Source organism: Arthrobacter castelli DSM 16402, from assembly GCF_000430705.1.
GTDB classification, from domain to species: domain Bacteria; phylum Actinomycetota; class Actinomycetes; order Actinomycetales; family Micrococcaceae; genus Arthrobacter_C; species Arthrobacter_C castelli.
This window is the reverse complement of record NZ_AUMN01000013.1, coordinates 82633-103330: the sequence shown is the minus strand read 5'-3', so window position 1 is coordinate 103330 and position 20698 is coordinate 82633. Positions and strand designations below refer to the sequence as shown.

The window sequence follows — 20698 nt, the reverse complement described above, 5'->3', positions numbered from 1 at the left end:
TGTTCCTGCGGGGAGTAAGCGGGGCCGAAAACGGGCCGTTTGCACCTGAACGGGCGCGGTTTACTCCCCAGCCGAACAAGGCAGACCCCCAGCTGCGCAGACCCTCCGCGATAAGCCGGGTGATGTCCGTTGTACCGGGAGCTGCTATCCCAGCCGCCAGTCGACCGGACCCGTACCCTGGGCCTGAAGCAGCTCATTGGCCCTGCTGAACGGCCGGGAGCCGAAGAACCCCCGGGACGCCGACAGCGGACTGGGGTGGGCCGACTCGATCCGGGGTGTCTGGCCCAGCAGCGGGGTCAGATTGCGGGCGTCACGGCCCCACAGAATGGCAACCAGCGGCTGCCGGCGGGCCACCAGCGTCCGGATGGCGGCTTCGGTAATGGCCTCCCAGCCCTTCCTCCGGTGGGAACCGGCTTCGCCCGGCCGGACCGTGAGCACCCGGTTCAGCAGCAGCACTCCTTGGTCGCTCCAGGCGCTGAGGTCGCCGTGGGCGGCTGGTTCAATGCCCAGGTCCGCGTGCAGTTCCTTGTACATGTTGTTCAGGCTCCGGGGCACTGGACGCACCTGCCGTTCCACGGAGAAGGCCAGCCCCATGGAATGCCCGGGAGTGGGGTAGGGGTCCTGGCCGACGATCAGCACCTTCACCTCGGCCAGGGGGCGCTGAAAGGCCCGCAGCACGTGTCCTCCGGCGGGCAGGTATTGGTAACCTTGGCGCAATTCGCCGCGAAGGAACTCTCCCATGGCGTGAATGTCAGCCTCGACCGGGGCCAGCGCGGCCGCCCAGTCCGCCGCCATCACGTCGGCCAGAGGGGCCGGGCCGGTTGCAACGTCAATCCCGTCGTCGTTCATCCCTCCATTCTGGACGACCGCCTGGCGGGGACGTGAATGACAACGGTGTGATTCGCAATTACCATGGGGGAGTAGCTCATTGGCGGAAGATGGAATGGAGTGTGTCGTGGGAGCAGCTGAGGCATCCGGTGCGGATCCGGCAGTTAACGGCCCGGCACACACCGGCACCGCCTTCTCGCTGGAGACTGACCTTGACCCGCAGAGCCCATTGAGCGAACGGGATCAGCGGATGCTCTCGCTGGAGCGGCAGTGGTGGAAGTACGCCGGTGCCAAGGAGCAGGCGATCCGCGACCTGTTCGACCTGTCCGCCACGCACTACTACCAGATCCTCAACGCGCTGATCGACACGGAAGCCGCGCTCGCCCACGATCCGATGCTGGTGAAGAGATTGCGTAGACTGCGTACGTCCCGCCAGCGCGCCAGGACCGCCCGGCGGCTGGGGAATGAAGCGTAAAGGACGCAGGCCGGACCATTGACCAAGCACAAGGACACCAGCGAAGCATGAGCAATTATCCGCGGGACGAGTTCGACCGCGTCCCGGAATCCTCAGCACGCCAGGGAGTCCACCGTTCGGGTCCGGGGCCTGCGGCGAGCCGTGGCCTGGCGCCGCTGATCGTTGCCGGGGTCGTGGTGCTGCTCATTGGCGTGGCGGCATATCTGTTGATGCCAGGCGGCGGGCAGTCCGGACAAACCGGACAAGCCGCTTCCGGTGCTTCCGAAACGTCCCGGGAAGAGGCAATCGACGATGCTTCCCGGGCGGCCGGGGAGACCAGCAGCCCCGATGCCGCCAGTGAAGGAACCGGGCCGACAGAAGAAACCACCGGGGCAACTCCCTCAGGTGCAGCTTCGGCGAGCCCGACGCCGTCATCCGAAACTGCCGCCATCGATAAGTCCACTGCCGTCGTCGTGCTTAATAATACCGGGGTGCCGGGGCTGGCGGGCGAGGTCACCGGCGGCCTGAGCGCCGATGGGTGGAACGTCACCCTCACCGGCAACTGGTCCGGGCGGACTCAGCCCAGCTCCGTGATCTTCTATGACGGCCAGGAACAGCTGGCCAATGCACAGGCGCTGGCCGGGCAACTTGGCATTGACCGGCTGGTCGACACATCTGTGCTCGGCCAACCGTTGACGATCGTGCTCGGCCCCGGGTTCGGATCAGTTCCCGCTCAATAACCGGCACTTCGACGGGTGCGCACCGCGTGCCATCCCTGCGGCCGCGCCCTCCTGCGCCTACAGTAGCTGGAAAGCGCCGGGCACTGGCCGGCGCACAAATGGCGGTTGGGAGAGCACATGCAGGCCCGCACGCGCGCAGTGAAGGCGGCGGGAGCGACTGCCCTCGCCGGCTGGTTGGCCGTGACGGCTGCCGGATGCAGCCAGTCTCCGGACAATGTGCGGGCCGCGGACACGGACCCCGGAGGCGACGGCGTACTGAAGGTCGGGCTGCTGCTGGAAAGCACCGGGGAGCAGAAATTCCTCAACGAGGCCCAGCGGGCGGCGGCCCGGCTCGCGGTCCAGGACATCAACGATGCCGGAGGGTATGAGGGCAGCCCCGTGCAGTTACTGCCGACCCAGGCTGGCGAAGCAGCCGCCATCGCCGCCCGGGACTTCATCAACTCAGGAGCCGACGTCGTGATCGGCCCCACCGACTCGTCCTCGGCGCCGGCCGCGATCGATCTGCTCAGCGATGCCTCGACTGCGCTGATTTCCCCCGCAAATAGCGCGGCCGCGCTCAGCAGGTACCCGTCGGACGGGTATTACTTCCGCACGTTCCCGTCCAGGGTCTTGGAAGGTCGCGCGCTGGCGCAACAAGTGCGGCGGGCCTCGCCGGGAAGCGTCGCGGTTCTCCACGGCGGGTCGGCCTACGCCACGACGGTGACCGAAGCGCTCCAGGACGGTCTGGCCACCCGCGGAATCAGTTCCAAGCGGATCCCGTTGGCCGAGGGTCGGGCCCAGGCCGTGCAGGAGGCGGAGGCGGCCGACGCCGTCGTCCTTGTTGCTCGTGAACAAGCGCGCGAAGCGCTGCGCTGGCTGGTGGAAACCGGAGTCGATCCGGCGGCAGTGTTCCTGGGCAGCGGGGCCACTGCCGCCTTCGGCGGCGATTTCGCCGACGGCGCACTCGGCGGTGTGCACGGCGTGCTGGCAGGAGGTGTGCCGGACAACGAGTTCCAGGGGAGGCTGCTGAAACTGGCGCCCGACCTGGGACACATGACGTTCGCAGCCGAGGCGTATGACGCCGTCGTTCTCGCCGCCTTGGCAGCCGCCGACGCCGGTGACGACGCCGGCTCATCAATCGCTGCACACCTGCAGGAGGTCTCCGGACACCACCAGGACAGCCCGCAGGGGGAGCCGTGTGGCTCCTACTCGAGGTGCCTGGAAATACTGGGACAAGGTATGACCATCGACTACCGGGGCGAGTCCGGTCCGGTCACGTTCAATAACGACGGCGACATCATCACCGCCGAATTCCGGTTCTACGAGTACGGCGTCGGCAACCTGCCCCGGATCGGGGGCACTATTCGGGCGAGCCTGCCGGCGGAGCCTGGGTAGCTGACGGGCCCGTGCATAACCTCACCGGCTTGCACTCAAGGGGTGGGAGTGCTAATTTTTGGCTTAGCACTCCCAGCTGTTGACTGCTAAGCAGTGGCGGCTGGAGTGAAACAGGAAACCTCTGTGGTGAGAACCTGTGGGCGGCGTACCGAGATCGCCGCTTGCTTGTTCGTCCGTCGCGGGCATCGCAGCCAGGTCTGTGCTCTTTATAGCCGACAGTGAAACTGTCCAGGAGGGACATCAGCCGTTATGGCCAAAATGATTGCATTTGACGAAGAGGCCCGCCGCGGCCTCGAGCGGGGCCTGAACACCCTCGCTGACGCCGTCAAGGTCACCCTCGGTCCGCGTGGCCGCAATGTGGTCCTTGAAAAGAAGTGGGGCGCTCCGACGATCACCAACGATGGTGTATCCATCGCCAAGGAGATCGAGCTGGACGATCCGTACGAGAAGATCGGCGCGGAACTGGTCAAGGAAGTCGCCAAGAAGACTGATGACATTGCCGGCGACGGCACGACGACGGCGACCGTCCTCGCCCAGGCTCTGGTCAAGGAAGGCCTGCGCAACGTCGCAGCCGGAGCCGACCCGCTGAGCCTGAAGCGCGGCATCGACAAGGCCGTTGACGCAGTGAACCACGAACTGCTCTCCTCCGCCAAGGAAGTCGAGACCCGCGAACAGATTGCGGCGACCGCTTCGATCTCCGCCGGCGACAACGCAATTGGCGACCTGATTGCCGAAGCCCTCGACAAGGTGGGCAAGGAAGGCGTCGTCACCGTTGAGGAGTCCAACACCTTCGGTCTGGAGCTGGAGCTCACCGAGGGCATGCGGTTCGACAAGGGCTACATCTCTGGATACTTCGTCACCGACGCCGACCGTCAGGAAGCCGTCCTCGAGGATCCCTACATCCTGATCGTCAACTCGAAGATCTCCAGCGTCAAGGACATGGTGACCATCCTCGAGAAGGTCATGCAGACCAACAAACCGCTGCTGATCATTGCCGAAGACGTCGAAGGTGAAGGTCTGGCCACTCTGGTGGTCAATAAGATCCGCGGAACCTTCAAGTCCGTTGCGGTGAAGGCACCCGGCTTCGGCGACCGCCGCAAGGCACAGCTCGCCGACATCGCCGTCCTCACCGGCGGCCAGGTCATCGCCGAAGAGGTCGGCCTGAATCTGGAAACCGCCGAACTGGACATGTTGGGCCAGGCACGCAAGGTCGTTGTCACCAAGGATGAGACGACCATCGTCGAAGGCGCAGGCAACGCAGACGAGATCTCAGGGCGGGTCAACCAGATCCGCGCGGAGATCGACAACTCCGATTCGGACTACGACCGCGAGAAGTTGCAGGAGCGTCTGGCCAAGCTGGCCGGCGGCGTGGCAGTCATCAAGGCCGGCGCTGCCACCGAGGTGGAGCTCAACGAACGCAAGCACCGTATCGAGGACGCCGTCCGCAACGCCAAGGCTGCTGTGGAAGAAGGCATTGTCCCCGGCGGCGGCGTGTCCCTGATCCAGGCCGGCGTCAACGCGTTCAACGGCCTCAACCTTGAAGGCGACGAAGCGACCGGCGCCAATATCGTCAAGGTTGCGATCGACGCTCCGATGAAGCAGATTGCCTTCAACGCCGGCCTCGAGCCCGGCGTGGTGGCCGACAAGGTCCGCGGCCTGCAGGTTGGCCACGGCCTGAATGCGGCCACCGGCGAGTACGAGGATCTGCTGGCCGCCGGCGTGGCCGACCCGGTCAAGGTGACCCGTTCGGCACTGCAGAACGCCGGTTCGATCGCCGGCCTGTTCCTGACCACTGAATCCGTGGTCGCGGACAAGCCGGAGAAGAATGCCGGCGGCGGAGCCGGTGGCGGCGACGAAATGGCAGGAATGGGAGGAATGGGCGGCTTCTAGCCCCACCCACTCCCTCCCCAAGCCTTGCAGGCTCGGCCCGGGGCGTGGCATCCAATATGGGTGTCACGCCCCGACGTCGTTAACATGGATGGTGTCCTGATGCGCCTAGTCTCTTAATCAGGAGTATTGCTGGCCGAAATTCAGCCCGAGATCGGAAGGGAGTGCCTGTGGCGGACAAGTCCTCCGGAAAGAACGCCACAGATACGACATCCGCGGGGAAGCAGCGACCCGATCCGGATACTCTCCACCCCGGCCCGGAGGCGGAATCCGGGCAGCAGCCAGCGTTGGCCGCACAGGAATCTGCGGCGTCCGGGCAGCAGTCGGCGGCGCCGGACCAGGGCCAAGAGCCCCCGGCGCTGTCGGAAAACAGGCCCTCTCCGGCACGTCTGGCCGGCCATGGCCGGCCCTCTCCGGCCCAGCTGGCAGACCAGGCCGGAACAACTACGCCGAAACGCCCCGCCCGGGGGCGTCCCACGCCGGCCAGGCTTGCCCAGAGTGTCCGCACGGCGGATGCTGACGCACGCCGCGCGGTCCGCAAGCTGGTGCAGGGGGAGCTCCCCCGGCAGCCGCGGTCGTTGGTGGAGAACCTGGCCGGAGGCCCCTATTCGCAGGCCAGGACCCGCGCGGTGTCGGATGCCGATTCCCGGGAGACCATCGACCTGGCATTGCGCGTGGCAGAGGGAATGTTCCGATTCGGCGGCGGTGCGCTGGATGCCGAATCCAGCATTGTAGCCATCGCGGCAGCCTATGGGTTGCGGGACATCGAGGTCGATATCACCAACCAGTCGGTGAAGGTGAATTACCCCGATACCAGCGGCGAACCTGTGAGCATGATGCGCGTGGTGCGTTCCTGGTCGCAGAACTACGGCGGCCTGGCCCGTATACATCAGTTCGTGCGGGAAATCTCCGAAGGCAAGATCAGTCGTGACGAGGCCAGCCAGAAGCTGCAGACCATCATGACCAGCCCCAAACCATTTCCGAAATGGATAGTGATAGGAGCCAGCGCTCTCGCCGGCGCCACGCTGACGGGCGTTACCGGCGGTGGTTTCTTCAGCTGCATGGTCGCCTTCTTCAACACCTTGATGGCGCAATTTTTGGCGCGCCAGTTGGGCCGATGGCGGCTGCCGGAGTTCTTCACCATGGCCGCTTGCGCCATGGTGATCACGCTGACGGCGATCGCCATGTACAGCACCGGCTTGCCGGTGGTCACCGGATTCATCGTTGCCGGTGGCATTATCCTGCTGCTGCCCACCGGACGAGTCATCTCCGCCACCCAGGATGCGATCAACGGATTCCCCGTGACAGCGGCCGGCCGGTTCTCTTCGGCGTTCCTCGTACTCAGTGGACTGGTTTCGGGTATCGCGCTGGCCGTGGTCACGGGGGCCTTGCTGGGGATCGGACGGATCGACGTGACCGAGGAGCCCCTTGCGGTACCTCCGCTGCTGCTGGGCGCGTTACTGGTGGTGGCCACTTCGTCGCTGGCAGTGGCGGAGCAAACCCGACCGGGATACGTGCTGCCCACCGCTGTAGTCGGATTGGCGGGACTGCTGGTGATGAACGGCTATCTGGCCCTGGGCGCCAGCTCGGTGCTGGGGCCGGCCGTCGGTGCCACAGTCGTCGGGATAGGGGCGCGACTGGTCGGCCACTGGCTGCATGTGCCACAACTGGTCATCGCCGTCCCCGGCGTGACCTTCCTGCTGCCGGGGCTGATGTTGTTCCGGTCCTTGTATGGCATGACGGTCGAATCCATAGCTTCGGTGGAAGCGTTCGTCGGACTGTTCAACGCGTTGACGGTCACGTTCTCCATTGCGGGCGGAGTGGTGCTGGGCGACACCCTCGTGAGGCCGTTCACCGGCGCCGAGGGGCCGGAGGCCAAGCGCAACCGCAGGCGGTAAGGTCGACTGCAGGTGCCCCTGGCGCCCTGTCACCCGGCGGTGAACATCCGGGTGTTTGCCTGCTCCGTCTGGGCGTACTGGGTGGCAGCGGCAGACAGTGCAGTGTTGATACTTTCCAGTGACGACTCCACCTTCACCTGGGTGCCGCGCCACTCCACGATCAACCCCTGGAAGGTGGTGGAAGCGGCACCGGTCCAGCTGCCCTGCAGTTCCTGCAGGGACCGTTGCATCGTCTCCACCTCGGCGCGGATCCGTTCGACTGATCCCCGCACTGCGGCGCTCTTGACCTGAAGTGCTTCGCTGTCGACATTGAACTGTGCCATGATGTGCCTCCTGAACTTGCATCAGATTGGTTGATGTAAGTTGAGGCTAGCGGTGCGGACACGACGTCCGCGAGGGGCATTGGCCCGGATGTGGATAACCCTGCCGGTCACCGCTCCGAATCCACGGACCCGGACTGGGAATCCGTGACTTCGGTGATCTCCGCTGTCTCGTCATCCGACTCACCGGACTCGCCGGACTCGCCCGTTTCGGCTGGGGGGTCCACGTATGGCAACCGGATCCACATGGTGGCTCCTCCGCCTTCGGTGTCGTCGAGCCGGACCGTTCCGTCGTGCTGGGCGACTATTGCCGCAACGATGGCCAGCCCCAGGCCGGAACCGCCGGTTTCACGGGTCCGGGAGGTATCGGCCCGGTAGAACCGTTCGAACACCCGCCCGGCCTCTTCTTCCGAGATTCCAGGCCCGTGGTCGCGGACCTGCAGGATCGAATCTTTCCTCTCGTCGATCACCCGTTGAGTGCCGACGGCGATTTCAATCGGCGACCCCTCGGGCGTATAGCGCAGCGCATTGGCCACCAGGTTGCCCACCACCTGCCGCAGTCGGGGCTCGTCGCCTGCCGTCGGTGCGCTGGAGGGGCAGCCGCCATCGAGCGAAATCACCCGGATCTGCCGGTCAGGCGCTCCCGCCATGGCATCTGTCGCAGCGTCGTTGGCCAGCAGCAACAGGTCAACGGGCTGCATTTCCAGCGGCCGCTGCTCATCGATCCGGGCCAGCATGAGCAAGTCTTCGACCATCCGCCCCATGCGTTTGGCCTCGTTCTCGATCCGGACCATCGCAGTCGACACGTCTTCCTCGGTCTGCAGCGCGCCATGGCGGTGCAATTCGGAGAAGCCGCGGATGGTCACCAGCGGCGTGCGCAGCTCGTGGGACGCGTCAGCGACAAACTGCCGCATTTTCTTTTCAGAGGCCGATCGGCTGGCGAAGGCGCCTTCAATGTGGGCCAGCATCGCATTGAGCGACTTACTGAGCCGGCCCACTTCGGTATACGGGTTCTCCACCCGGACGCGTTGAGTCAGGTCTCCGGCGGCAATGGCGGCAGCGGTCTTCTCCATCCGCGTCAGCGGCTTGAAAGCCCGGGTGACTGCAAGATAAGCGACGCCGGCCGCCACGGCAGTGGCCAATAACCCGCCAATCAGGATGCGCTCAGTGGCTTCGCCGAGCAGCTCGGCGGTGTCTTCCATCGGCAGCGCAACGGCAACACTGCCCTCTCCGCTTTCCAGCGGGTAGATCCGGACCCGCCAGCCGTCACTGTTATCCGCGGTGCCGGGAACAGTCCTCGCCCGGCCGGAGAGGGACTTGACCTCGGCGAGGGTGGGACGGTCAAGCACCGGCGCATCGTCGGACTCAAACGCGATGATCTGCTCGCCGCCGGGTGTGAACAGCGCACCGTAATAATTGGTCAGCTCCACCGACTGCGAGTCGGTCATGCCGAACAACCGGTTGGAGACAGCCTGCCTGTTGTTGCTCAGATTATCGTCGAGCTGCTCAATCAGGAAGCCGCGCAGGAAAGAGATGGTCAGAGCACACGTAACGCCGACAACGACCACCATCAGCAAAGACAAGATGGTGATCAGCTGGGCGCGCAGCGAGAACGATCTCCAGAAAGCTACCAAGGGCTAGCGCTTCTCTGCCGTCCGCAGCAAATATCCGACCCCGCGCTTGGTCTGGATCAACGCCGGCGCATCCGGATCGGCGTCAATCTTGCGGCGAAGGTAGGAAATGTAGGATTCCACGATCGAGGCGTCGCCGTTGAAATCGTATTCCCATACATGGTCGAGGATCTGCGACTTGGACAGCACCCGGTTGGGATTGAGCATCAGGTACCGCAGCAGCTTGAATTCGGTGGGGGAGAGGTCGATGTCCTCGCCGGCTCGACGCACTTCATGAGCGTCGTCGTCGAGCTCCAGGTCATCGACCCGGATAATGGCATCGTCTTCCTCCAGCGGCGCGGTGCGGCGCAGTACCGCACGGATCCTGGCCACCACTTCGTCAAGGCTGAATGGCTTGGTCACGTAGTCGTCCCCGCCGACGGTCAAGCCGGTGACCTTGTCCTCGGTGTCGTCCTTGGCGGTGAGGAAAAGCACCGGGAAGTGCCGTCCGGTGGCGCGGAGCTTCCTGGTGACGGTGAAACCGTCCATGTCCGGAAGCATGACATCCATCACCGCCAAGTCGGGATTGTGTTCCTCAACCGCGGTCAACGCGTCCCGTCCATTGGCGGCGGCGACGACGTCGAAACCCGCGAACCGCAGCGACGTCGCCAATAACTCCCGGATGTTCGGTTCGTCGTCAACAACCAGCAACTTAGCTTCAGTATCAGTTTTCTTCACGCTACCCATATTCCTCCCGGTTTCTGGGAATTCGCTGAACGCCTCTTGTGCGTCCCGTCTGTGAGCCCCGTCTGCGCGTTCCGTCTGCCCGCCCCGTGGGGATTACGCTGCTGCGATATCGGTCGAATCCATGATGGTGTAGGCGTACCCCTGCTCGGCCAGGAACCGCTGCCGCCGCGCGGCGTACTCTTGGTCCAGCGTGTCACGGGCAACAATCGTGTAGAAGCGGGCCGAACGGCCATCCGCTTTGGGGCGCAGCAGCCTGCCGAGGCGCTGCGCCTCTTCCTGCCGCGAGCCGAACGACCCGGAAATCTGGACCGCCACCGAGGCCTCGGGCAGGTCGATGGAGAAGTTGGCCACCTTGGACACCACCAGGGTCTGCAGCGCTCCGGCGCGGAATTCGTTGAACAGCCGCTGCCGCTCCTTCACCGGGGTGTCGCCCTTGATCACCGGCGCATCGAGGCGGTCGCCGACCTCGTCCAATTGGTCGATGTACTGACCAATCACCAGCAACTGCTCGCCGGCGTGCGATGCCACCAACTGATCCACGACCGAAGTCTTGGTTTCCGACGTCGAACATAACCGGTACTTGTCCGCGTCCTCAGCCATCGCGTAGGCCACCCGCTCATCGCGGGGCAGGTCCACCCGCACTTCCACGCAATCGGCCGGGGCGATGTAGCCCTGCGCTTCAATGTCTTTCCACGGCGCGTCGTAGCGCTTCGGTCCGATCAGTGAAAAGACTTCGCCTTCCCGACCGTCCTCGCGCACCAGGGTAGCCGTCAATCCCAGGCGGCGGCGCGCCTGCAGATCGGCGGTCATCCGGAAGATGGGGGCCGGCAGCAGGTGCACCTCGTCGTAAATGATCAGGCCCCAGTCGTTGGCGTCCAGCAGCTCCAGATGCGGATACAGGCCGCCGCGTTTGCGGGTCAGCACCTGGTACGTGGCGATGGTGACCGGACGGACCTCCTTGGTGGTGCCGGTGTATTCGCCGATTTCGTCGGCGGTCAGGGTTGTCCGCTTGATCAGCTCGTCTTTCCACTGCCGGGCGGCAACGGTGTTGGTGACCAGGATCAGCGTGGTGGTGCCGCTGGTGGCCATGGCACCGGCCCCGACCAGCGTCTTGCCGGCACCGCAGGGCAGCACTACGACCCCGGAACCGCCGGAAAAGAAATTCTCCACCGCCAGGTTCTGGTAGGGGCGCAGCTGCCAGTCCGTTTCGTCCAGGGCGATGGGGTGCGGCGCGCCATCGACATATCCGGCGAAGTCCTCGGCCGGCCACCCGAGCTTGAGCAGCAGCTGCTTGACCTGGCCGCGCTGGGAGGAGTGCACGACGACGGTATTGCCGTCGATGCGCGGGCCCAGCAACGGCTCGATCTTCTTGGCGTGCAGCACCTCCTCGAGCACCGGGTGGTCGTTGGTGCGCATCACCAGTCCGTGCAGCTCATCCTTCTCCAGCCACAGCCTGCCGTAGCGGGACATGGTCTCTTCGACGTCGACCAGCAGGGAGTGCGGCACCGGGAACCGGGAATAGGCCAGCAGGGTGTCCAGCACCTGTTCGGCGTCCAGCCCGGCAGCGCGGGCATTCCACAGCCCCAGCGGTGTCAGCCGGTAGCTGTGCATGTGCTCCGGGGCACGCTCCAGCTCGGCGAAGGCGGCGATCGCATGCCGCGCCTCGGTGGCCTGCTCGTGGTCGACCTCCAGCAGGATGGTCTTGTCGCTTTGCACAATCAGCGGTCCGTCAGTCATCGTCCCTCCGGGTTTGAAGCCATTTCAACGTCCATCACACGGTGGATCGATATCACCCGCTCCACCTCTTTTCCGGGGTCGTAGCCACGCACCCGGCCACCACCGGCCGAGAGTGGAACAAGGCGCTGCTGCATGTGATTCCCGGCCGCGTCCACGATTGACAGGCACACTGGCGCCTTCAGCCTAATGGCCTTGTTCAGCGTCTCCATGTTCAGCATCGGTCCGCTTTCGCCGCTGCTGACGGACCGTTCGGGTGCCGCCGAGCGCAGCGTGGCTATCTGCGACGCCGCGGCTTCGTCCTGGTCGCCGGCCGCCCCGGCGTTCCCGGCCGGAGACATCGAAAACGGCGCTCCGTGTCCAAAACGGTGCTGCCCACCGCCGTCTTCGACGTCCACCGCCGTCTTCGACCATCCTGCCGGCCCGTCCGCACGGGCTGTGGCACCGGGGCTGCCGCCCCGACCAGTGGTGGCCCCTGCTGTGCCACCAGGGCCACCGGCGGACACTGCGCTGCCGTCGTCGTTCTCGATCAACGGTGCCAGCCCCAAATCCTGAAGCACCACCGCCACTTCCCGTGCGCTGGCACGGCTGACGACGACGGTGGGAGCCAGCCGCCGCAGCCCCAGCAGGGACGCCTCGTCGTTGGACATCAGCACGGTCAGTGCGTCCTCGTCGTCGCTGCGCAGGTAGCTTCCGGCCGCGCCGATCCGCAGCGTGCCATGCCGGGAGGCGGTGTCATTAATCAGGTACATCAACGGTTGCGGCACTTCGGTGGCCGAATGGGCGCGCAGGAATTCAAGGATGCCGGCGCCGTCCCGTCCGGCGTCGAGCGCCCGGCGGATCGAGGAGGCGGAAAAGCGGAAGGTGGTGGCGGGACCCTGCCCTTCGGCGTCGGAGAGCAGCGCCAGTTCACGGCTGAGCGCGGGCTGCAGGTAACCGGGGGCGACGGCGGTCAGGTCGGCTTGCAGCAGCACGTAATCGACCGGTTTGGGCAGCGCGGCGGCCAGTTGTTCGACGGCGGCGGGCAGGTCGCCGCCTGCAGTGGACTGCCCGACGTCGGTGATGGCCCCGGAACCGGTGAGCCCGAGCAGCTCCGCCTCCCTGAGGATCCCGGGAACCAGCCGGTGGAAGCGGAGCCGCAGCCGTGGCTGGTGCCAGATCATCCGGGCCAGCACGGACTCTTCGTCCAGTACGGGCAGCTTCCCGTCGGCGTGGCCGCCGGCGTATTCGGCCGTTAACGCGGACAAAGCCTCCAGGGTGCGGCGCCTGACGGCCGGGGCTTCGGGGCGGGCGACGTCGGCCGACAGCGGGTTGATCAGGGCTCCGCCCGCGAGCTGTCCACCGACCAGCGAAGGCGCCCGCCCGCTGGCCAGCCAGCCACCTGCCACCTGCGCCCATTGTTCCGGCCGCGGAGAATCGAGCCACTTCGCCGCCAGCGGGGCCGCCACCCACCGCGAAGTATCCGGATCCAGGAACGTCAGCGACGCCATGGCCGCCAGCTCCAGGAACAGCGAGGTCTGCTGTTCGGCAATCCTCAGCCGTTCGCTGAGCCGGCGCACTTCCCGGACGCCGACCCCTCCCGAACGGACCGTGGCGACCGGCTGCTCCTCGATGCTGGACACCATTTCGGCCAGCACTCGGAGGATCTCGGCCACAGACCCATAAGCGGCGTTGTCCCGCCGGGCCGCGGACACAGCGCCCAGCTCCGGAACGGGCGGCTGCAGCTGCAGGTGGTCGATGAACAGATTCCCCCGCGCGGCCGCCCCCACCGGTCGCGGGAGTTCCACATGTTCGGCGTCCAATGGCACCAGCAGGCCTCGCGCCAGCAGCCAGCGCAGCGGCCCGCCGGACTCCTGTAAGTGCGGCGGATTTTCCTGCGAGCGGGAGGCGTGGGGGACGGTTCCGATGGCCGAGTGCCGGAACCGGTCGAGTAGGTCGTTGGTCTGCGGCGGGGCGGCGGCCAACAGGGCCTCCCAGTGGTCCGAAACCCATCGCTGGAGGCTGTCGGCCGCGGCCCGTGGAGTGTCGGCGGGCTCCACCGTATAGCCGTATTCGATCAACGCCGCGACCAGGTCCACGGCATTGCGGTTGAATTCCGGCTGGTTGGCCGCAAGGTTCTGGTAGCTTCGCCCCAGGCCGAGGGGGTAGGGGCCGACCACTTCCTTGAGGCTGGACACGGGCAGGAAGCGGCCGGCCTCCGTCCGGAAGGTCAGGGCCAACCGGTGGAGGGTGGAAAGGATGTCGTCGATGATCTCCGGTGGAACGCCGGAGATCATGGGATCCAGGTCAGAGGTGGAAACGGCGCGTCCGGTGTCTTCGTCGGCGAGCAGATGCACCGCCTCAAGCACCCGGGTTTGCGGTACGGGCAGGTCTTCCAGCGCCCGTTGCACGCTGATCCTGGTGGAGGCGCGGGCCGCCAAGGCGGCGAAGTCCGGCACCGGCGGGGAAATCAGGTCCGGGCGGGCAGCGAAGAGTTCCCGCAGCGACGCGTCGCTGCGGTCGGCCAGGTCAGCTGCCAGGGCACGGATAGAGGACATCAGATTAACGTTACCGCGTGTGCCGGCGACGGCCCGGGGCACGCCCATTGGGACGGACGGGCCGGATGCTTGGCTGTACTAACCGAGGCGCCGGCGGACCGCGGCAATGACCAGCACGGCCATCAGCACGAAAGCAATCGGCAGTCCCGCCATCGGAACCCAGGTCAGGGCCGGCCACGCCGTGCCCCCGGACAGGTTGATGGCGAGGATCACCACCAGCGCCAGGATCGACACGGCGGCAAGCGCGACGGCGGTAGCGGTCACCGCGGAGAACGCGCGGGCGAAGGCCCCGGTGCCGTGATCGTGCCCGGTCGCATCCTGGGCGGCGGAGCCGGTGCGGGCTGTGCCAAAGCCATTCGGCGAGGAAGCTGGAACCATGCGTTAAAGGTACCAAGCCGGCATAGTTGCCGATTCGCTAAGTGTGAAACAACACGGGCCGATTGGACAGGCCGGGATAACCTGTACGTATTCAGTCTTTTGAACAGCGAAGAGGTTTCAAGTGCCTATCGGCAAGGTTAAGTGGTACGACACTGAGAAGGGCTTCGGCTTCCTGCAAGCCGAAGACGGTGAAGAGGTGTTCCTGCATGCATCCGCCCTGCCTGCGGGGACAACCGAGGTCAAGGCCGGCACCCGGATGGAGTTCGGGGTCGCCGCAGGACGCAAGGGCGCCCAGGCGCTCTCCGTGCGGATACTCGATACCCCGCCGTCTGTCGCCCGCGCCCAGCGCAAACCAGCCGACGAAATGGCCGTCATCACCGAGGACCTGATCAAGCTGCTGGATTCGGTGTCCAATGGGTTCCGCAACGGCCGTTACCCGGACAAGAGGGTGGCGAAAAAGGTCGCCTCTGTGCTGCGGGCTGTAGCGGATGATCTGGACACTTAAGAAGCTCGTGGCGAGAAGATCAGCGCGGAAAGCAAGCGCCCCCGAATCGAAACCGGCCCCGGACGACTCCGTGGCGGAGGATACGGCTGCCGCCGCTGAGCGCGCCGCGGCGGTCGAATCGGCCGAACAGGCCGCGGACGCCGAAGCCGCGGACGCCGAAGCCGCCGCAAGCCCCGCCGACGCCGACAGCGTTCCAGCCGCCGACAGTGCCGCTCTGGCCGCAGCGGATACGGACAAAGAACCGGATGCCAAGCCGGAAGCCGCCAAGCCGGAATCAGCCCGGCCGGAGACAGCCGAGCCAGAACCAGCCGGGCCGGAAGCCGCCAAGCCGGCCAAGCGCCGCCGTGCTCCCAAATTGGACGCGTTGCTTGCGGCCGATGTGGAGACGGCCCGCACGGCAGTGCTGGAGGTTGCCCCCCAGGTCCAAGTGGGCGAACACGCCGGTGCGAGGGCCGAGGACGACAGGGTCGTCACCCACCTCTTCGAGTCCGATGTCCGCGGGTATAAGGGATGGCAGTGGTTCGCCGTGCTCGCGCGGGTGCCCCGGGGCAAGACCGCGACCGTGTCCGAGGTGGGACTGCTGCCGTCGGAGCGCTCGCTGCTGTCACCGGAATGGATTCCGTGGGCCGAACGGGTCCGCCCCGAAGAGAAGCAGCAGGCCGAAGCCGAACAGTCCGGCGACGATGCCGGGCGGGACGGTGATTCGGGCGGCGCATAGCCGCTCAGTACCAGCAAATTCAGGCAACGACGCCGCCAGCGTGCGGTCCGACCGACAGCAGGAGGAGGCTACGGGCAGGCATGTTCCGCTCCCTGGCCGTCCTCAATTTCCGGATCTGGTTCGTCGGCGCGCTGGTGTCGAATATCGGCACCTGGATGCAGCGCACCGCCCAGGACTGGCTGGTCTACGACATCCTCACCGAACAAAACGCGTCGGCCATGGGGATCGTCATGGCCCTCCAGCTCGGTCCGCAGTTGCTGCTGGTGCCGTGGTCGGGACTGATCGCCGACACGTTCAACCGGAAGAAACTGGTGATGGCGACCCAGTCGTCGATGGCGTTCCTGGCCTTGGCGCTCGGGCTGATGGTGATTACCGGCGTCGCCGAGCTGTGGCATGTGTACGGCTTCGCGCTCGCCCTCGGTCTGGTATCGGCCATCGACGCACCCGCGCGGACGACCTTTGTTTCAGAGCTGGTCCAGGACGATTACCTGCCGAACGCCGTCGCACTGAATTCCGCCTCCTTTAATGGCGCCAGGATGCTCGGTCCCGCCGTCGCCGGTGCGCTGACGGCCTGGGTCGGACCGGGGTGGGTCTTCATCATTAACGTGGCCACGTTTGCTGCCATGATCGTCGCGCTGCTGAAGATCCGTTCCGACAAGCTCCGCAAGCTGCCCAAATCCCCGAAAGGGAAGGGGCGGATTCGCGAGGGGTTCCGCTACGTGCGTTACCGGCCGGATATTGTGATGGTGCTGATCACGATCTTCCTCGTCGGCACATTCGGGTTTAATTTCGCCGTCTTCATCGCTTCGATGGCGGTGACCGAGTATGGGAAAGCGGCCGGGGCCTTCGGGCTGTTGTCCTCGATTATGGCCGTCGGTTCGGTCTCCGGTGCGTTGCTGGCGGCACGGCGGGAGCGGCCGAGGCTGCGGTTTATTTTCGGTGCCGCCGGTGCCTTTGGACTGGCGTGTCTGCTGGCCGCACTGGCGCCCAACTACTGGATGTTCGCCATTGCGCTGGTGCCGGTTGGGCTGGCCGCGCTGACATTGATGACCAGCGCCAATGGATACGTGCAGACGACGACGGATCCGGTGATGCGGGGGCGGGTGATGGCGGTCTACATGGCGATTTTCATGGGCGGAACGCCGATCGGCGCCCCCGTCGTCGGTGCCGTGGCCGATGTGATGGGGGCCCGGTGGGGGCTGGGCGTCGCGGCGGCGTCGGGCATCATGGCCGCCGTCATCGGGCTGGTCTGGGTGGTCAGGACCAAGCACCTGCGGATCCGTTTCGACCGGACGGCGGCCCGCAAGCTGCATATCTCCTACGACGGCAGCTGAAGCGGCGTTGTGCAGGTCAGCGCAGGTTAACGCAGGTTAGTGCAGGTTCTCGATCACGTAGTCGATGCAGTTGATCAAGGCCGAGACATCCTCGGGGTCGATCGCCACAAAGGTGGCCACCCGCAACTGGTTACGGCCGAGTTTGCGGTACGGCTCGACGTCGACGATGCCGTTGGCCCGCAGCACTTTGGCGACCTGCGCGGCGTCGACCGTGTCATCGAAATCAAGTGTGACGATGACGTTGGAGCGGTCCGCAGGATCGGCGACGAAGGGCGTGGCCACGGTGGAAGCGGACGCCCAGTCGTACAAACGGGCCGCAGAATCCGCTGTGCGGCGGGTTGCGAAGGGCAGCCCGCCGTTTCCGTTGAGCCACTGCAGCTGCGCATCCAGGCTCACCAAGGTGCCGATGGCGGGGGTGTTGTAGGTCTGGTTCTTCTTCGAATTGTCGATGGCGGTGGACAGGTTCAGGAAGTCAGGAACCCAGCGGCCGCTTGCGGTGATTTTCGCTGCCCGTTCCAGCGCGGCCGGGGAAAACAAGCCCAGCCACAGGCCGCCGTCGGAGGCGAAATTCTTCTGCGGCGCGAAGTAGTACACATCCGAGGCGCTGACATCGACGTCCAGCCCGCCCGCCGCCGAGGTGGCATCGATCAGCATCAGCGACCCGTCGTCGGCGCCCTCCACCCGCTGCACCGGTGCGGCGACGCCGGTGGACGTTTCATTCTGCGGCCAGGCGTAAACGTCCACGCCGGACTCCGGCCGGGGAGCGGGCCGGGTTCCGGGTGCCGATTCAATGATGGACGACGGCGCCAGGAAGGGGGCCTGGTCGGTGGCCTTGGCGAACTTGGCCCCGAATTCCCCGAAGGACAGGTGCTGGGCCTTCTGCTCCACCAGTCCGAACGCGGCCGTATCCCAGAATGCGGTGGAGCCGCCGACGCCGATGACCACCTCATAGCCTTCCGGCGCTGAGAACAGTTCGCTGATCCCCTCACGGACGCTTCCCACCAGATTCTTGACCGGCGCCTGGCGGTGGGAGGTGCCCAGCAGCGACGTTCCCGCTTCACCGAGAGCGCGCACCTGCTCGGGACGCACTTTGGAGGGGCCGGCACCGAAGCGTCCGTCCCCGGGCAGCAGATCTTTGGGGATATTCAGCGCGTTCTCGTTCACGTCGTCGGCTCCGTTACTGTAGCGTCGATAGTTTGCGGTGGGTGCACAACATTTTGCCCACCGGGGCAGCCGGCGGCCAAACCGTGACGCGGGGCGGCCGTGGCGATTATCTGTACTCTGTCCAAATAAGCTAGGCTGGTAGCAGTCTTACTTCCGCCGGCGCATCCAAGGAGTCATCTGTGACGGATTTGATCGATACCACCGAGATGTATCTGCGGACCATTCTGGAGCTGGAAGAAGAGAAGATCATTGCGCTTCGGGCCCGGATTGCAGAGCGCCTGCGCCACTCCGGGCCGACAGTATCCCAGACTATCGGACGGATGGAGCGCGACGGACTGGTGGTGGTCACCGGCGATCGCCACCTCGAATTAACCGAGCTGGGCCGCCGCCGCGCCACCGAGGTGATGCGCAAGCACCGGCTGGCCGAACGGTTGCTGTTCGACGTCATCGGACTTGACTGGGCCTATGTGCATGACGAGGCGTGCCGATGGGAACACGTGATGAGCGAACGGGTGGAACGCCGGCTCTACGACCTGCTGGAACGGCCCACCGATTCCCCGTACGGCAACCCCATTCCGGGCTTGGAGGCCATCGGCGGGCAATCCACGGGATCATTCTCCGACGGCGTGATCAACCTGGTGGAGGCCATGCCCCACTGCGCCACCGATTCCACGGTGGTGGTGTGCCGCCTCTCCGAACCGATTCAGGTGGAGCCGGAGCTGCTTGGCCAGCTCGACGACGGCGGGATCCGCCCCGGTGCCGAAATCACCGTGGAACAGTCCGGCGAGTATATTGCGGTAAGGGTGGCCGGCATTGAAGGTGCCCTGGAGCTGCCGCCGGAGGTTGCCGCCCACGTTTTTGTCTCAATGTCATAACCGGGCCCGGGCGCCGGCTGATGCGAACTTCAGGCTGGTTATCCACAACACGCCCGGGTGATTTCGTCACCGAGTGTGACTTTGCTATCCCAACATCTATAGTGGGTGACTGGCGCCGGGAGCCGAGGTGCCATCTGATCCGTATGCCCAGCCCTGCCGGCGGAATCAGTGACGAAAACGATGACGGCGGGGGCGGGGGAACCACCGGATGGTGAATGGGCGCGCCAGTGCACAGCACTGATGCGCGTTGCTTCGCCTTGGGGTGAAGCTCGGCACCGGCGTATCTGCGGCCTCCAGCTGAGGCGGGCTGAACGCGTTGGCACCGGGCCGGGCCGCTCTCCGGCCCGAACCCGACAGCTAACTTCGCAGGCAGCTGGAGAGAGGATTATTTTGTCGAGCCATAAGGCACACGGGCGACGCCGCGCGTCCGGTCCGGTCAGTGAAGCGCGACCACGCGATGCCCACCGGGCGGCACGGCGCAACCGGAACCAGCTGATCCGGATATCCCGGTCCGCCGGCTCGTCGGTGGAAGGGCTCGGGCAGCGGGCGGCGGTCGTTGTGGCCGCGTCCGGCCTGGCCATGGCCGTCACGGTGCCCGCGGTCTCGTTGGCCCCGCCGGAAGCAGAGACCTCCGTCAGTTCCACAGTGTCGACGGCGGCAGCTGCCGGCAGCGAGTCTTCGACCGTTACAGCCCCCGCAACAGCCAGTGTCACGTTTGACCGTGCCGGCGTGGGCAGCGGTGCCGATCCGGATGAGAAACTGCAGAACGTGGTCACAGCTGCCGGAGGTATCGAACCGGCCGCGGCCGACGGGACCCTCGATAAGCCGGTGACGGCCTCGGATATGACATCCGGGTTTGGACACAGAGTGAATCCATTGACCGGATACGCCGGGCAAATGCACAGCGGCCAGGACTTTGGTATAGCCTGCGGCACCGATGTGATGGCAGCTGCCGGCGGGACTGTTGAAAAGGCCGGCTGGCACCGGCTCGGCGGCGGCAACCGGGTGGTAATCGATCACGGCGGTGGCCTGAAGACGACCTACAACCACTTGTCCTCCATGACGGTTTCGCCGGGCCAGAAGGTCGACAGGGGGCAGCTGGTCGGAATGAGCGGGACGACCGGTGCGTCAACGGGATGCCATTTGCACTTCGAAGTCGTGCTCAAGGGCGAAAAAGTCGACCCTCTTGGCTGGCTCTGAGCTGGCTTCGGGCTGGTACTGAGCTGGCTTCGGGTGGGCTCTGACCCGACGGTTTCGTTATCAATCAGAAGCCTCCACAGGCCCCGCGCGCCACGCCGTGACTGAAATGTGACAAGTTATTCTATCGTGATGTAGCGTGTAACGCGTGCCGACGTCCAGTAGTGTCGGCGCCCTTGGTCAGATTGCCTAACTCTGCCACTGTTCCAAGGTCCGTTCGCAATTGATCATCAGGCAGAGACGGGGGAACCAGATAGCGGGTTTCGTCCGCGAAATCCTTGGGGTGAAGACACACAGGACCTCAGCAGATCCCATGCGGGATTGAGTTGTGCAGGTGTGTCCGGGTGGCTCCCATCCGAACCCGACAGCTAACTCCGTAGGCATTGGGAGAGGCAAAA

At 65.5% G+C, this 20698-nt stretch carries 18 protein-coding genes and 2 riboswitches; of the genes, 10 read left to right on the top strand and 8 right to left on the bottom strand.

Features of this window, described 5'->3' with window-relative positions:
* Positions 1 to 144 precede the first annotated feature (144 nt).
* On the bottom strand, positions 145 to 849 hold the full coding sequence (locus H535_RS0114800) for a uracil-DNA glycosylase (RefSeq protein WP_051299369.1): 705 nt from the start codon (positions 847 to 849) through the stop codon (positions 145 to 147).
* Between the two features lie 94 nt (positions 850 to 943).
* On the opposite strand from H535_RS0114800, the gene H535_RS0114795 reads away from it, so the two are divergent.
* The 5 genes from H535_RS0114795 (at position 944) to H535_RS0114775 (ending at position 7181) form a co-directional block, all read left to right on the top strand.
* Entirely contained in the window at positions 944 to 1303 is a 360-nt protein-coding gene (locus H535_RS0114795; RefSeq protein ID WP_425387283.1) for a DUF3263 domain-containing protein, read from the top strand.
* A gap of 47 nt (positions 1304 to 1350) precedes the next feature.
* On the top strand, positions 1351 to 2022 hold the full coding sequence (locus H535_RS0114790) for a LytR C-terminal domain-containing protein (protein ID WP_026820167.1): 672 nt from the start codon (positions 1351 to 1353) through the stop codon (positions 2020 to 2022).
* Positions 2023 to 2139: 117 nt separating this feature from the next.
* Positions 2140 to 3396 carry an ABC transporter substrate-binding protein gene (locus H535_RS25755; RefSeq protein ID WP_035769766.1) on the top strand — a complete coding sequence of 419 codons (1257 nt, stop codon included), beginning with the start codon at positions 2140 to 2142 and terminating at the stop codon, positions 3394 to 3396.
* 249 nt (positions 3397 to 3645) lie between these two features.
* Positions 3646 to 5286 carry a chaperonin GroEL gene (gene groL / locus H535_RS0114780; protein ID WP_026820166.1) on the top strand — a complete coding sequence of 547 codons (1641 nt, stop codon included), beginning with the start codon at positions 3646 to 3648 and terminating at the stop codon, positions 5284 to 5286.
* A gap of 167 nt (positions 5287 to 5453) precedes the next feature.
* The gene (locus H535_RS0114775; protein ID WP_051299367.1) at positions 5454 to 7181 is read left to right on the top strand and encodes a threonine/serine exporter family protein; all 1728 of its coding nucleotides are present in this window, start codon (positions 5454 to 5456) and stop codon (positions 7179 to 7181) included.
* Positions 7182 to 7210: 29 nt separating this feature from the next.
* Here H535_RS0114775 and H535_RS0114770 read toward each other — a convergent pair whose 3' ends face one another.
* The 6 genes from H535_RS0114770 to H535_RS30000 all read right to left on the bottom strand — a co-directional run bounded on the left by H535_RS0114770 (position 7211) and on the right by H535_RS30000 (position 14507).
* Entirely contained in the window at positions 7211 to 7504 is a 294-nt protein-coding gene (locus tag H535_RS0114770; RefSeq protein WP_026820164.1) for a WXG100 family type VII secretion target, read from the bottom strand.
* 107 nt (positions 7505 to 7611) lie between these two features.
* Positions 7612 to 9135, bottom strand: a complete 1524-nt coding sequence (locus tag H535_RS25750) for a sensor histidine kinase (RefSeq protein ID WP_051299365.1) — start codon at positions 9133 to 9135, stop codon at positions 7612 to 7614.
* A 3-nt stretch (positions 9136 to 9138) separates the two neighbouring features.
* On the bottom strand, positions 9139 to 9858 hold the full coding sequence (locus H535_RS0114760; protein ID WP_026820163.1) for a response regulator transcription factor: 720 nt from the start codon (positions 9856 to 9858) through the stop codon (positions 9139 to 9141).
* Between the two features lie 93 nt (positions 9859 to 9951).
* The gene (locus H535_RS0114755) at positions 9952 to 11595 is read right to left on the bottom strand and encodes a DNA repair helicase XPB (protein WP_026820162.1); all 1644 of its coding nucleotides are present in this window, start codon (positions 11593 to 11595) and stop codon (positions 9952 to 9954) included.
* Positions 11592 to 14129, bottom strand: coding sequence for a helicase-associated domain-containing protein (locus tag H535_RS0114750; protein WP_026820161.1), 2538 nt, complete (start codon positions 14127 to 14129; stop codon positions 11592 to 11594). The genes H535_RS0114755 and H535_RS0114750 overlap by 4 nt, the downstream gene beginning before the upstream one ends.
* Positions 14130 to 14207: 78 nt before the next feature.
* Positions 14208 to 14507 (bottom strand): hypothetical protein, encoded by a 300-nt coding sequence (locus H535_RS30000; protein ID WP_035769765.1) that lies wholly within the window; start codon positions 14505 to 14507, stop codon positions 14208 to 14210.
* Between the two features lie 121 nt (positions 14508 to 14628).
* On the opposite strand from H535_RS30000, the gene H535_RS0114740 reads away from it, so the two are divergent.
* The 3 genes from H535_RS0114740 (at position 14629) to H535_RS25730 (ending at position 17064) form a co-directional block, all read left to right on the top strand.
* Positions 14629 to 15012: a cold-shock protein gene (locus H535_RS0114740; RefSeq protein WP_026820159.1), complete on the top strand. Its 384-nt coding sequence runs from the start codon at positions 14629 to 14631 to the stop codon at positions 15010 to 15012.
* Positions 14996 to 15730 carry a DUF3027 domain-containing protein gene (locus H535_RS30285; RefSeq protein WP_081416715.1) on the top strand — a complete coding sequence of 245 codons (735 nt, stop codon included), beginning with the start codon at positions 14996 to 14998 and terminating at the stop codon, positions 15728 to 15730. Before H535_RS0114740 ends, H535_RS30285 begins: the two co-directional genes overlap by 17 nt.
* Positions 15731 to 15810: 80 nt before the next feature.
* Entirely contained in the window at positions 15811 to 17064 is a 1254-nt protein-coding gene (locus tag H535_RS25730) for an MFS transporter (RefSeq protein WP_035769764.1), read from the top strand.
* Between the two features lie 36 nt (positions 17065 to 17100).
* On the opposite strand, the gene serC is transcribed toward H535_RS25730, so the two are convergent.
* Entirely contained in the window at positions 17101 to 18228 is a 1128-nt protein-coding gene (serC, locus tag H535_RS0114725) for a phosphoserine transaminase (protein ID WP_026820158.1), read from the bottom strand.
* Between the two features lie 179 nt (positions 18229 to 18407).
* Here serC and H535_RS0114720 point away from each other — a divergent pair, with 179 nt between their 5' ends.
* On the top strand, positions 18408 to 19103 hold the full coding sequence (locus H535_RS0114720) for an iron-dependent transcriptional repressor DtxR (RefSeq protein WP_026820157.1): 696 nt from the start codon (positions 18408 to 18410) through the stop codon (positions 19101 to 19103).
* Positions 19104 to 19262: 159 nt separating this feature from the next.
* Positions 19263 to 19491: riboswitch (cyclic di-AMP (ydaO/yuaA leader) on the top strand.
* A gap of 2 nt (positions 19492 to 19493) precedes the next feature.
* Entirely contained in the window at positions 19494 to 20303 is an 810-nt protein-coding gene (locus tag H535_RS0114715) for a M23 family metallopeptidase (RefSeq protein WP_026820156.1), read from the top strand.
* A 191-nt stretch (positions 20304 to 20494) separates the two neighbouring features.
* Positions 20495 to 20697, top strand: a riboswitch (cyclic di-AMP (ydaO/yuaA leader).
* Position 20698: the final 1 nt, after the last annotated feature.